General features: G+C 59.7%; 13 protein-coding genes and 1 tRNA gene. 11 read left to right on the forward strand and 3 right to left on the reverse strand.

Features of this window, described 5'->3' with window-relative positions; translation table 11 throughout:
• Window positions 1–25: 25 nt before the first annotated feature.
• A complete protein-coding gene (locus GRI48_RS11750; protein ID WP_160676325.1) occupies window positions 26–457 on the reverse strand; it encodes a ferritin-like domain-containing protein in 432 nt (143 codons plus the stop codon).
• 166 nt (window positions 458–623) lie between these two features.
• Between GRI48_RS11750 and GRI48_RS11755 the strand changes: the two genes are divergently transcribed.
• The 5 genes from GRI48_RS11755 (at window position 624) to GRI48_RS11775 (ending at window position 3,905) form a co-directional block, all read left to right on the forward strand.
• Entirely contained in the window at window positions 624–860 is a 237-nt protein-coding gene (locus tag GRI48_RS11755) for an acyl carrier protein (protein WP_047805955.1), read from the forward strand.
• Between the two features lie 120 nt (window positions 861–980).
• Window positions 981–2,240, forward strand: coding sequence for a beta-ketoacyl-ACP synthase II (gene fabF / locus GRI48_RS11760; RefSeq protein WP_160676328.1), 1,260 nt, complete (start codon window positions 981–983; stop codon window positions 2,238–2,240).
• 1 nt (window position 2,241) lies between these two features.
• A complete protein-coding gene (gene mltG, locus GRI48_RS11765) occupies window positions 2,242–3,204 on the forward strand; it encodes an endolytic transglycosylase MltG (RefSeq protein WP_160676331.1) in 963 nt (320 codons plus the stop codon).
• A complete protein-coding gene (locus GRI48_RS11770; RefSeq protein WP_160676334.1) occupies window positions 3,201–3,737 on the forward strand; it encodes a 2'-5' RNA ligase family protein in 537 nt (178 codons plus the stop codon). Before mltG ends, GRI48_RS11770 begins: the two co-directional genes overlap by 4 nt.
• A gap of 91 nt (window positions 3,738–3,828) precedes the next feature.
• Window positions 3,829–3,905 (forward strand) — tRNA-Met (locus GRI48_RS11775).
• On the opposite strand, the gene GRI48_RS11780 is transcribed toward GRI48_RS11775, so the two are convergent.
• Window positions 3,884–4,240, reverse strand: a complete 357-nt coding sequence (locus GRI48_RS11780) for a hypothetical protein (protein WP_202389341.1) — start codon at window positions 4,238–4,240, stop codon at window positions 3,884–3,886. The two genes, GRI48_RS11775 and GRI48_RS11780, sit on opposite strands and share 22 nt — an antisense overlap.
• On the opposite strand from GRI48_RS11780, the gene GRI48_RS11785 reads away from it, so the two are divergent.
• From GRI48_RS11785 to GRI48_RS11795, 3 genes are all read left to right on the forward strand, one after another.
• Window positions 4,196–4,438 carry an isoaspartyl peptidase/L-asparaginase gene (locus tag GRI48_RS11785; RefSeq protein ID WP_337190824.1) on the forward strand — a complete coding sequence of 81 codons (243 nt, stop codon included), beginning with the start codon at window positions 4,196–4,198 and terminating at the stop codon, window positions 4,436–4,438. The genes GRI48_RS11780 and GRI48_RS11785 overlap by 45 nt on opposite strands.
• 250 nt (window positions 4,439–4,688) lie before the next feature.
• On the forward strand, window positions 4,689–5,894 hold the full coding sequence (locus GRI48_RS11790) for an acyl-CoA dehydrogenase family protein (protein ID WP_160676340.1): 1,206 nt from the start codon (window positions 4,689–4,691) through the stop codon (window positions 5,892–5,894).
• A gap of 106 nt (window positions 5,895–6,000) precedes the next feature.
• Window positions 6,001–6,957, forward strand: coding sequence for a PLP-dependent cysteine synthase family protein (locus GRI48_RS11795; protein ID WP_160676343.1), 957 nt, complete (start codon window positions 6,001–6,003; stop codon window positions 6,955–6,957).
• 374 nt (window positions 6,958–7,331) lie between these two features.
• Here GRI48_RS11795 and GRI48_RS11800 read toward each other — a convergent pair whose 3' ends face one another.
• Window positions 7,332–8,453 carry an IS110 family RNA-guided transposase gene (locus GRI48_RS11800; RefSeq protein ID WP_160676346.1) on the reverse strand — a complete coding sequence of 374 codons (1,122 nt, stop codon included), beginning with the start codon at window positions 8,451–8,453 and terminating at the stop codon, window positions 7,332–7,334.
• A 120-nt stretch (window positions 8,454–8,573) separates the two neighbouring features.
• Here GRI48_RS11800 and GRI48_RS11805 point away from each other — a divergent pair, with 120 nt between their 5' ends.
• From GRI48_RS11805 to GRI48_RS11815, 3 genes are all read left to right on the forward strand, one after another.
• Complete coding sequence (locus tag GRI48_RS11805; protein ID WP_160676349.1) at window positions 8,574–9,188, forward strand: S24 family peptidase; 615 nt, start codon at window positions 8,574–8,576, stop codon at window positions 9,186–9,188.
• Window positions 9,189–9,565: 377 nt separating this feature from the next.
• Window positions 9,566–11,545 carry a DNA/RNA helicase domain-containing protein gene (locus GRI48_RS11810; protein WP_160676352.1) on the forward strand — a complete coding sequence of 660 codons (1,980 nt, stop codon included), beginning with the start codon at window positions 9,566–9,568 and terminating at the stop codon, window positions 11,543–11,545.
• Between the two features lie 457 nt (window positions 11,546–12,002).
• The gene (locus GRI48_RS11815; protein WP_160676354.1) at window positions 12,003–12,968 is read left to right on the forward strand and encodes a DNA cytosine methyltransferase; all 966 of its coding nucleotides are present in this window, start codon (window positions 12,003–12,005) and stop codon (window positions 12,966–12,968) included.
• Window positions 12,969–13,031 lie beyond the last annotated feature (63 nt).

Raw genomic sequence — 13,031 nt, forward strand, 5'->3', positions numbered from 1 at the left:
CTGATCCGGTTGGTATCGAAATCGATCAGTCGTACTGCTTCTCGATCATGTCGCCGAACTGTTCGCCGCGGCAGATATCGTCGTAGCATTGCTGGACGATCGCACGCTCGCTGGCTTCCAGCTGATCGCTTTCGAGAGCCTTCTCGAACTTGCCCTTGAGGTAGTCTTCACCTTCCTCGACGCGCTCTGCGACATTGTCGTCGCTGTTGCCGAACATGCTGGTGATGCTCTGCCACATCTGGTGGACTTCACCGGACAGCGTGCCCTTGGTCACGAGTTCGTCGCCCTGGCGCTCGAGCTCTGCATTCATCTGCTGCAGGGTCTGCTCGCGCTGCTGGCCACGCGCGGCAAGCGCCTGCTTCAGCTGGGGGCTGTCTGCCTTCTCGGCCGCCTGTCGGTAGCCTTCGACCGAATCGAAGGTGGTGTCGGTAAGGGATTTGAACGTCGTGGTAGCCATCTGAAAACCTTTCTGTTTTCGTCGTTTGCTTGTGTCCTTCCAACGTCCGGTCGGGCGCAAGCGTTCCGGACTGTGGCTCACTCGCGACGAGTTGCCCTTGCACTGCGCCGCGCCGTTCATTAGGGCCGGACGTAATCGAAAAACCCAATCCAAAAGGGATATGTAAATGAGCGATACTGCTGACCGCGTTCAGAAAATTGTCGTCGAACATCTCGGTGTCGAAGCCGACAAGGTGACCCAGGACGCGAGCTTCATCGACGATCTTGGCGCGGACAGCCTCGACATCGTCGAACTGGTGATGGCTTTCGAAGAGGAATTCGGTGTCGAAATCCCGGACGACGCTGCCGAGAAGATCACCACGGTCGGCGACGCCACCAAGTACATCGAAGAGCACAAGGGCTGATCTGCCCGCCTGCCGCGCGCCACACGCGTGCGGCGGGGCTCGATCCCTGCCCGGCGCAGGGAAGGCAGGCTCGGCCCCTCGCAGGGTTGGGCCTGTTGCATTTCTGACGGAGAGTAGCGCATGCGGCGAGTAGTCGTCACCGGTCTTGGTCTTGTCACTCCGCTCGGCGGAGACGTCGAGACGTCATGGTCCAACCTGATCGCGGGCAAGAGCGGGGCAGGTCCGATCACCCGCTTCGACGCTTCGGACCAGAAATGCCAGATCGCCTGCGAGGTCAAACCGACCGACCACGAATACGGCTTCGATCCGGACAAGAGGGTCGATCACAAGGTCCAGCGCCAGGTCGATCCCTTCATCATCTACGGCATCGATGCAGCCGGCCAGGCGCTCGAGGATGCCGGGCTCGTCGACATGGACGACGACCTCAAGATGCGCACCGGCTGCTCGATCGGTTCAGGTATCGGCGGCCTGCCGGGCATCGAGAGCGAAAGCATCGTCCTGAAGGAACGCGGCCCGAGCCGGGTCAGCCCGCACTTCGTCCACGGGCGCCTGATCAATCTCATCAGCGGACAGGTCTCGATCAAATACGGGCTCATGGGTCCGAACCATGCCGTCGTCACCGCTTGTTCGACCGGCGCGCATTCCATCGGCGACGCCGCCCGCATGATCAAGGATGGCGATGCCGACGTGATGCTGGCAGGCGGCGCGGAATCGACAATCAATCCGCTCGGCGTGGCCGGTTTCGCGCAGGCACGCGCGCTCAACATGAGCATGAACGACCGACCGACCGAGGCCAGTCGTCCCTACGACAAGGACCGCGACGGCTTCGTCATGGGCGAGGGCGCTGGCGTCGTCGTGCTCGAGGAATACGAGCACGCCAAGGCGCGCGGCGCGAAGATCTATGCCGAGGTCGTCGGCTACGGCCTGTCGGGCGATGCCTACCACGTCACCGCGCCGCATCCCGAAGGCAAGGGCGCCGAACTCGCCATGCGCATGGCGTTGAAAAAGGCCGGGCTCGAGCCGTGTGACATCGATTACGTCAATGCGCACGGCACTTCGACCATGGCCGACACGATCGAGCTGGCCGCAGTCAAGCGCGTGCTCGGCGACGACCTGTGCGGGGCCAGCATGAGCAGCACCAAGTCTGCAATCGGCCACCTGCTCGGCGGTGCCGGAGCGGTCGAAGCGATCTTCTGCATCCTCGCCATCCGCGATCAGATCGTGCCGCCGACGCTCAATCTCGACAATCCGGACGATGGCACCGAAGGCGTCGACCTGGTGCCCAAGCAGGCCAAGAAGCGCGAAGTGAAGGCCGCGCTCAACAACAGCTTCGGCTTCGGCGGAACCAACGCCTCGCTGATCGTCAAGGCGGTCGACTGACTTGAAGAAACTGGGTTGCCTCGTCGCCCTGGTGCTGGCGGCGCTGGCCGCGATCGCCTTGCTCGCGTCGAATCTCGGCTCGACGACGCTCGAGAAGGACACGGCCTTCATCGTGCCATCGGGCTCGTCGCTGACTTCGGTCGCACAGAAACTGGAAGAGGAGGGGGTCATCTCCTCCGCCGACGGCTTCCTTCTTCGGGCGAAGCTTTTCGGCGGCAATGCGCCGATCCAGGCTGGCGAGTTCGAACTGACCCCTGCCATGGACCAGGGAGAAATTCTCGCGGCTTTCCAGTCGGGCGACGTGATCCGGCGCTTCGTGACCATTCCCGAGGGCCTGCCCTCGATCATGGTCCACGAGAAGCTGATGGCGCAGGACGTGCTGACGGGCGAAGTCCCGGTCCCGGCAGAAGGCTCCGTGCTGCCCGATACCTATGATTTCGAACGCGGCGAGGCACGCAGCGCCGTGGTCAAGCGGATGCAGGACGCGATGAGCAAGTTCCTCGCGGACGCGTGGAAAAAGCGCGGCAAGAACACTGTCGTGAAGACGCCGGAGGAAGCGATTATCCTCGCCTCGATCGTGGAAAAGGAAACCGCCCAGGCAGACGAGCGGCGGATGGTCGCGGGCGTATTGTCCAACCGGGTGCGGATCGGCATGGCGCTCGGCGCCGATGCGACGACGATCTATCCGATCACCAAGGGCAAGCCGCTGGGACGGCGGATCCGCGTCTCCGAACTGCGCGATCGCAACCCCTACAACACGCGCGCCATTGCCGGGCTGCCGATCGGTCCGATCACCAATCCCGGCCGCGAAAGCATCGAGGCGGTGCTCAACCCGGCCGACACCGACGCGCTCTACTACGTCGCGGACGGTACCGGTGGGCATGTGTTCTCGAAAACGCTGGAGGAGCACAACGCGAACGCCGCGAAGTGGAGGCAGCTGCGGCGCGAGCGGGGCGAGATGTGAGCGGGTTCAACCCCGAAAGGCCTCCCTTCGTCGTCACCGCGGCGCTGCCGCCGGATATCCATGCCTGGGCCGACGGATTGCGAAAGGCGCATTTCCCGCCCGAGCGCAATTTCCTCCAGGCCCACGTGACGCTGTTCCACTCGCTGTTACCCTCACTGTTCGACGAATTGCAGACGGTCCTGCCGGGTTTCGCCGCCGAGTACGCCGCGCCTCACGCAGCGATTACCGGGCTGATGAACATGGGGCGGGGGACCGCCATCGCAGTCGAAAGCCAGCAGATGCTCTCGATCCGCCAAGCGATCGCAGACCGCTTCCACGGCACGCTGACTTCGCAGGATCAGCACAAGCCGCGCCTTCACATCACGGTGCAGAACAAGGTTTCCCCGGATGATGCCAAGACGCTTCAGCGCGAACTGGAGCCGCAAGTGGAGCGGCGCGAATTCGCCTTTCCCGCGCTCGAATTGCACATCTATCGCGGCGGTCCGTGGGAGTTCGTCAAGCGCTGGGCCTTCCGGGGTAAACAGCACGGTTGACCGGGGCGATACTGCGCCCTAAATGCGCCGCCTGCCGGGCGGTGATATCGCATCGGCAAGCCCTTGCCGATCGCATTTCGGCAGACCTTGGGGCGGAGTAGCTCAGCTGGTTAGAGCAGCGGAATCATAATCCGCGTGTCGGGGGTTCAAGTCCCTCCTCCGCTACCAATACAGTCGCCCTGGTCCGCAGATGAATGAATTGAACTCCGGTTCAGGCGATCTACCAGTTCGCGCCGCGCCACGAAATAGAGGCCGGTGCCAAGGGCAAGCAGAGCTCCCAGCAAATAGAACGCATCGGCCGGGGCCTGGATGATCGTGAAGATTGCGAAGAAGGCGCCGACCGCGATTACCGGCCACCAGTAGATCGATAGACGGCCGTCATTGCCCTTATCCGCCCGGCGCATGAGCCTGACGAAGGCAGCGAATACCACTAGCACCGCGCCCTTCGCTCTGTCGGCGTGGAGCGCGAAGAGACCCTGCGGCTCGACGAAGGGCTGGCCCACGGTACGGTCGGCGCGGTCGCACTCGACCGGCGCGGGGGCCTTGCTGCTGCGACATCGACAGGCGGCCTCCTGGGCAAGCGCGCGGGGCGCGTGGGCGAAACGCCTATCACCGGCATCGGCATTGGGCCGACGGTGAAGTCGCGATCAGTTGCACCGGCATCGGCGAGGTCATCATGCCGTCCAATTCCGCTGGAATGAAGCGGGCGGTGGCAGGCTCGCGCATCGCCCGCGAGGTGGCAATCCTGTAACGCTTTCGCCACCGAGCCGCGAACTCGCAGGCCCCGGCGTGTCGCAGCACGGCGTGTCACGGGGCATGACCTCATTAATGCTAGGCCGGCAGGCGTGTCTGCGCGGTTGCCTCTCCGGGTCGGTTCGTCTCATAGGGCTTCATCGCGCCAGCCGACCGGAACATCCGGTCGGTCCGGCCATGCCTGCAAGGTGAGGAAACATGCTCGATAAGATCAGTGATCGCGCTCGCGAAATCGGCGACGAGGTGGAGCGCTTCGTGCGCGAGGTTGTCGTGCCTTACGAGAGCGACCCGCGCCGCGATCATCACGGCGCGCCGACCGATGCGCTGATGCACGAGATGCGGGCCAAGGCGCGCGATGCAGGTGTGCTGACCCCGCATATTCTGGAGGACGGCTCGCACCTGACGCAGGTCGAGACGGCTTACGTCCTGATCCGCAGCGGGCTCTCGCCGCTGGGCCCGCTGGCGCTCAACACCGCCGCGCCCGACGAGGGCAACATGTACCTGCTCGGCCACGTCGGCTCGGATCATCTCAAGGAAAAATTCCTGCGCAAGATGGTGGCGGGCGAAGCGCGCAGCGCCTTCCTCATGACCGAGCCTGCCGTCGATGGCGGAGCGGGTTCGGACCCCTCGATGATGCAGACGACCTGTCGACGCGACGGCAATCACTGGGTGGTGAACGGGACCAAGGCCTTCATTACCGGCGCCGACGGGGCTGGCGTCGGGATCGTTATGGCGAAGTCCGAGGAGCCAGACAGCGCAGGCGGTGCATGCATGTTCCTGGTCGATCTGCCGGATCCCGCGATCCGCATCGACCACGTCCCGAATACGATCGACAGTTCGATGCCCGGCGGCCATGCCACCGTTCGGATCGAGGGCCTGCGCGTGCCTGCCGACCAGATGCTAGGCGATGCGGGCGAAGGCTTCAAATACGCTCAGATCCGCCTCAGCCCGGCGCGGCTCAGCCACTGCATGCGCTGGCTCGGGGCCTGCATCCGTGCGCACGAGATTGCGACCGACTATGCCTGCCGCCGCATGGCTTTCGGCAAGCAGCTGATCGACCACGAAGGTGTCGGCTTCATGCTCGCGGAGAACCGGATCGATCTCAAGCAGGCCGAGCTGATGGTCTATTGGTGCGCGGACGTGCTCGACACCGGGGACCTTGGAACGACCGAGAGCAGCATGGCCAAGGTCGCGGTTTCCGAAGCCCTCATGCGGATCGCCGATCGCTGCGTACAGGTCATGGGCGGAACCGGCGTGACCGACAAGACGATCGTCGAGCAGGTGTTTCGCGAAATCCGGGCTTTCCGGATCTATGACGGGCCGACCGAGGTGCACAAGTGGTCCCTCGCAAAGAAGATCAAGCGCGAATGGCGTGAAGCGGACGCGACCGCGGATCGCGACTGAACGAGCGCGGAGCTTTCGCCGGCTTGCCACGCGGCTTCAAAAGCCGTGCCGGTCCGTGGTAGTAGCGCAGGCTTCAGGAATCAGCCGCAAGATCGGGCAGCCCGCAATGGCGCAGAACACTTTGAACCAGGTTTCGTCGCTCCCAGGCCATGACCGGCGGTCGCGCGATTGGGTGTTCGAGGCGATCAGGCTGATCGAGGCGGACTTCAACCGGTCCGCCGAAACGCATCTCGTGCCGCTCGAGACTCCGGGATTATCCGGCATCGAACTCTACCTGAAGGACGAATCGAGCCACCCGACCGGAAGCCTCAAGCATCGGCTCGCCCGGTCGCTTTTTCTATACGCCCTGTGCGACGGGCGCATCGGGCCGCAGACCACGATCGTGGAGGCATCGTCCGGCTCTACCGCCGTTTCGGAAGCCTATTTCGCGCGTATGCTCGGATTGCCGTTCATCGCCGTGGTGCCCGCGACGACCGCGCTCGAAAAGCTCGCCGCCATCCGTTTCTATGGCGGCGAGCACCACTTCGTCGACGATCCGTGCGAAGTCTATGCGGTGGCCGAGCGGCTCGCGCGCGAGTGCGACGGCGTCTATCTCGACCAGTTCACCTACGCGGAGCGCGCGACCGACTGGCGCGGCAACAACAACATCGCGGAATCGATCTTCCTGCAGATGCGGCAGGAGGCCAACCCCGTTCCGGCCTGGATCGTGTGCGGAGCAGGCACGGGCGGCACGTCCGCGACCATCGGCCGCTTCATCCGCTATAAGCGCTACGACACAAGGCTTTGCGTGGCCGATCCGGCGGCATCGGTCTTTCATCGTCACTGGTTGGATCGCTCGATCATCGTGTCGGACGCCGCGGGTTCCTGCATCGAGGGGATCGGTCGTGCGCGGGTGGAGCCGTCTTTCCTGCCCGATCTCGTGGATGAAATGGTAATGGTCGAGGATTGCGAGAGCATCGCTGCGGCCCGCTTGCTGAGCGAACGGCTTGGCAAACGGTGCGGCGGATCGTCTGTCACCGCGAGTCCTATTTTCTTCATCGTCGGCAGCCTTTGGGCACGCTAAAAACGGCCGCGAGCGGCGATAATCGCGCGCGAAACCGACACGACGTTTTTTCCCTAGCGAACGTCCGCAATCCGTATGTACTGCTGAAAGGAGCCCTCCGGATCGTCCGACGCAGCAGACTTGGTGAAACCGCCAATCGATCTTAGATTTAATGCGTCTATCTTTCGATTAGCCGCATGGAAATTGCCAGTTGGTTGAGTTTCAGATCCGTGATCCCGAGCGTGACCTTACAGTCTCGTGCCACTCCGTCCGCCCTTAATGTGTCAATTTTGACACCGTAACGCTGTTTCAGGGGATAATGCTGCAAGTTTGCGACATTATGAGCCGTTTTCTGAAGTGAACGCTGCGATTGACGGCAGGCTTGACCCAATTACCTACAACGAGATCTGCGTCCCAGAAATCAGAACGGGGTCCAAGCCTGCCTCCTCCTGCTGGAGGAACAGCGAAGAGGTGCCGTCGGGGCGAAACGGCGAACCTGATTTCCACATTCCGAGCATGATCACCGCAAGCTTCCTGGCCACGGCAACGCGCGCTTTCAGGAACCCAACCCGCTGGGCCAGCTCGAGACCCCAAGTGCGGAGACGGCTTTCGATCTCAATCCTGCAAAGTAGCACGGTGGCTGCGGTAATCAGGTGCATCCGTGTCAGCTTGTTCCCGTGCCGACTGATACGTCCCCGGCGTGAAGTGGCGCCTGACTGATATAGGGTTGGGGTCAGGCCCAAGTATGCTCCAACGTCACGGCTCCGCTCAAATCGATATGGATCGCCGATGGCACTGTAGAACGAAAGCGCGATCACAGCTCCGACGCCGGGGATCGTTTGGAAATTGCGACATGTAGGATTGTTCGATGCGATGTCGCGCATCTGCCGGTCAAGAATGGAGATCTGCTCTCTCAGAGCTTCGGCAATCTCGACGAGCGGTTGCAGATTGACCCCGATCTCAAGCCCGTGCTGTCGCATCTTCCGCACCTGGTCGTTCACCTCGGCGGCTAGCGCACCCCTTCCGTTCAGGAGTTTCACGTTCCCGCCGTATAACCTGAAAATTGATTGGATGAGCGCATCTGTCCTGGCGCGGTTCTTCAGCATAGTTCTTCGAACATTGATCAGGGTTCGGATATTCTGATGTTCCATCGGCTTCACGAAAACCTGCGACCCCATCGATCGAGCGAGCCGCCCGAGCTCTGCGAGCCCTCGAGCATCGTGGACATCTGTTTTCTGTCGCCTGATTGCCAGGAACTTGCTCGATTTGCGTACATCGACCACCTGAACAGGAAATCCGTACGAACGCAGTTCTCGAACCATCTGGGTGCCATTGCCGGCCTCGATCGTGAGGCACTGCGCTGCCTCGACGCCAAACCTCCGCAGAATATCTCTGATTGGACCGGATTTCGTTTCGCATATCGCTTCAAAGAGGATCCCGCCCTCTGCGTCGATGAGGCAAACGGCTGTTTCGAGATGCCCCGCATCGAGCCCCACCCAGTAGTGCTGATAAACCAACCAGCGCCTCCTTCGAAACCTATCCAGAAAGCCCAACTTAGGTTGGTCCGCGCAACTCGCCGAGTAGGAATTGTCCGCTCTGGCGTGATAGTGGAATAGGATATGCTAGGAGTGGATAGGATGACCGCAAGGCAAGCGCTTGATGATTTGATCCGCGAGCGGGAAGAGACGTACGCTGCGGTTTCGCGTCTACTTGGCCGAAACACCGCCTATATCCAACAATACATCAAGCGCGGCACGCCCGCGCGTCTCGATCAAAGCGACATCGCTCAGCTGGCTCTGCATTTCGATGTTCCTGCCAAACTGCTCGGGGGAAAAGAGAGCCCTTCAACTCCGCGACGTTCGGTCATCACTGTGCCGGTAATTGAGGCCAAGGGCTTGGAAATCGCACGGGAACGATCTCGGATCGTCGATGAAGCCTGGCTAAAACGCCTATGCAACAGGCCTGCAGGTTTGGCGATCTTACCCATTGCTGGTGAGGCTATGCAGCCGACCCTGCAGAATGGCGACGAAGTCATAATCCAAAGGCTGCGCTCTCACGATGCCCTTCAAGACGGGCTCTACGCTGTCCGGGGATCGTCAGAGACGTTCGTCAGGCGGATCGCTCTGGACCCAACCAAAAATCGTATTTCTGTCCTGACCGACCATCCCGCCTATCCAAGCTGGAACGGTGTTCAGCGAAAGGCGATCAATGTCGTCGGCAGAGTGATTTGGATTGGATCTCAGGTGTCGTGAGTGGGAGCTATGCTGACTGCGACAGACGCCAAGTTGCGAAGTGAATGCCCGCTACTTGGGGGTAAGTGAACGGTTTGCCGCGATCGAATTTCCGCTCATCGCAAAGGTCCCAAGCTGGGGGTATCACAGGGGGTATTCTTGGCGAAGCTGAAAGAGAAATGACGTTTTAACAGATGCTTAAGCGAGATTGGTGGATCCCTCCTCCGCTACCATTTTCCCAGATCATAGCGGCGTTGCAAGTTCGACCCCCTCGTCATCGATAGGCTATTCCGATGTCTGGGCATGAATTAGCCCGCAATATTGGCTGTTTGGTTCATCGCAATTAGGCTGATGCTTGGAGCCGGCATACCGCCGGGTCGAAGCAACAGCGAGCCTCTGTGAGCAGCAACACTCGATCATTCTTCGCTTGTTCCGGCGAAGACTTCCTGAAAAAAGACCCGCATACAATCCTGGGTGCACTTTCGATCCGCGTTGGTCTTCAGCACGCCGGCGATGAGAGCCAGCAAATCAAGGCGTGGGAGCGGCAGATCTTGCTGCTTCAAAGTGCGCTGAATGATCTCGACAAACCACCAGACGGTGTGCTGCTTGAGCTTCCGCTATTTCGGTTAGAGCGTCGGATTGACGCAGTCATTCTCGCGCGTGGTGCAATCATTTGCCTTGAGTTCAAAATCGGCTCTCGGTCGTTCGGCTCGGCAGATGTGGCTCAGACAGTCGATTATGCACTTTGTTTGAGGGACTTTCATTCGGCAAGCGGCGGTCGCCCCATCTACCCTGTTCTTTGCGCAGACAGTGCGCCTGACGATCTTTGTCGGAGCAATCTGCACTTAACCGACCATGTGACCAGGTGCACTCTGGTCAACGGGAAATGGCTATCAAGAGCGTTCCAAGCGATTATTGCTGAAGGTGATGGGCAATCATCGGATTGGGCGCGCTTCGATGCAGCGCGATACAATCCGACGCCAAATATCGTGTCAACCGCAAGGGCGCTTTATGCTGGCCACTCGGTCGCGGAAATTGGCAGGGCAGATGCCTCTTCGGAGGCTATTGAACAGACAGCCACAAAGCTCCGCGATATAGCGAGAGATGCAAAGCTGCACAGTCGAAAGGTCGTCTGTTTTGTTACTGGCGAACCAGGATCAGGGAAGACTCTCCTCGGCCTTGATCTTGTGTTTTCGAGGAAGGTCGATGCAGATCCTGACGAACCAGCCGCACTGCTAAGCGGCAACCGACCTTTGGTCTTCGTCCTCCAGGCAGCGATCGCCGAGGACGCTAGAGATCGGCTGGGGATCACCGCAACCGAAGCGAAACGACAAGCTCAACAAGCTTTGCAAACGCTCCTGGGGTATCTCAAAGACCACACAGATGAGGAAGCTGACCCGCCGGAGCATGTGATCGTTTTTGACGAGGCTCAGCGTGCTTGGGATGCGGAGACGGGTCTGAAGCTTTTGGGCCGCAAGAAGTCAGAGCCGGAGCTCTTCCTGGAAATCATGGGCCGTTTGGATTGGGCGTGCCTAGTCTGCCTTGTTGGACCTGGGCAGGAGATCAACCGCGGTGAGGGCGGGCTCGCGCTATGGGGTGAAGCCTTGCGCGACAACCCCGATTGGGATGCTCACATCTCGGACGCGATGTTGCGTGGAGAAGGCGGGCTCATCGGTCTACTGGATAATGACGTCGGAAACGACCTCCGTCCGATCGTTCATCAGGATTTGCATCTGAAGACAAATCTTCGCGCCCATCGAAATCCGAAACAAGGTCGCTGGGTGAGCGCGTTGCTCGCTGACGACATCAAGTCGGCAGCCGAGATTGCTAAGGAACTGGATGGTCCGCCATCATATTTGACCAGAGACTTTGGCGAGGCGAAGCGTTGGCTCAAAGAGCGGAGCAGGGGGCATCACCGCGTTGGCCTTCTGGCGAGTTCCGGCGCAGTTCGATTGCTTGGAGAGGGCGTGCCACCGTCTCCGATGTCAAACGAGTTGGACCGCGTCGTTCATTGGTTCTTGCGCGAAGGAGACGACTTTCGTTCTTCAAACGCGCTTGAAGTTCCCCTCTCAGAGTTCGTCAGTCAGGGGCTTGAGATCGACTATGCATGCCTATGCTGGGGTAATGATCTTATATGCTCTGATGAGGGTTGGCAGCCACGTAAGATGCGAGCTCCGAAATGGACAAACATTGGTTTACTCGAAGCCAGGCGATACAGGATCAATGCGTATCGTGTGCTTCTAACCAGGGCTCGTGCGGGAAACGTTATCTACGTGCCAAAAGGTGATGATGAAGATCTAACACGCTCACCGGCTGAATTCGATCAAATTGAGGCTACGCTTCTGGAAGCTGGATGCATGCCATTGCCCATTCAGTGAGAACCGCGTGTGGAGGCGAGTCCCTACTCCAATACCAAATGTTCTCCCCTGTAGAAGGCCGAGCATGCGGATCATCGCCTGATCGCCGCTATTTTGGCCTTCTGGGTGACTGACGTCTCGGCCTCACTATGCATAATTAGGATTGCGCGACGCGTTGTGCGCAAGATTGGTAGCGTCGACAACATTCATGCTCAGTTCCATGACCGGCTGACGATTGCATTGGTTGAGGTATCGACATCGTGTTGGTTTGAAGGCATTTAGGGGTATGGGGAGCGTCATGATCAAGCCTTTGAGAAGAATAAATTCGGGTTTCCAACGATTGGAAAGCTCTGCGCGGGTCGGCTCATGACGAATGACCACATCTTCTTGACTATACTTTTTACTTCGATGGCTCGGCCGCGAACGATTTGCGAGCATGCTTCCCCTCACAACGACTTATCATACAGTTGGATTTTCGATGACACTGCGCTTCATTGACCTCTTCGCGGGGCTAGGTGGTTTTCACCAAGCACTTGAGCGTCTGGGCCATACTTGCGTGTTCGCTTCCGAACTCGATCCTTCGCTTGCTGCTCTCTACGAGAAGAATTTCGACGTCGTCCCTCACGGCGATATTCGCGACGCCTTCGCGAAGGTTCCGCCGCATGATATACTATGCGCGGGGTTTCCGTGCCAGCCATTCTCCAAGGCGGGCGACCAACTCGGATTTGATTGTCCTCAATGGGGTGATTTGTTCGACTACGTTTTGAGAATCCTCGATACCCACAAGCCCAACTACTTGCTTATTGAGAACGTGCCGAACCTCGTTCGCCACGACGAAGGAAAGACTTGGGAGAAGATCAAGACCCGGCTCGAATCCCTCGAGTACAAGGTCGATCTTGGCCGGCTTTCTCCTTTCATGTTTGGAGTCCCGCAGGTGCGCGAGCGTGCCATCATCATCGGTGCCCGCAACGGGCTGGACGATTTCACTTGGCCAACGCCTACGCATCGCCTCGACCAGGTTTCCATCAACAGTGTGCTCGACAAAAGCCCAAATGACGCGCGCCCGCTGGGGCCGCGTTTCATCCAGTATCTGGAAACTTGGCAAGAGTTGCTAGACGCGCTTCCGGTTGACGAGGCGCTGCCTTCCTTTCCCATCTGGGCGATGGAGTTCGGGGCAACCTATCCTTACCGCGATCAGACGCCGCACGCGATTGGCTTTGGCAGCATCGAGAGTTTCAAGGGCGCACTTGGGCGTTCGCTGAAAGGTTTGACCGCTCAAGAAGTTGAGCAGACACTGCCCGCCTATGCGCGCAACCAAACCGATAGCTTCCCCGAGTGGAAGCAGAATTTCATCCGGCAGAACCGCGAATTTTACAAACGGCATAAAGGCGTGATCGACGCGTGGTTGCCTAAGATAGCAGACTTCGCACCTAGGTCGTGTTGACAAAAGGGATTCCCAAACTGGCTTGGTTCTGATTCAAGACTGCTTTTTGAGGAGCAGTCATGG

Origin of the sequence: Qipengyuania oceanensis, assembly GCF_009827535.1 — a bacterium.
GTDB classification, from domain to species: Bacteria; Pseudomonadota; Alphaproteobacteria; order Sphingomonadales; family Sphingomonadaceae; genus Qipengyuania_C; species Qipengyuania_C oceanensis.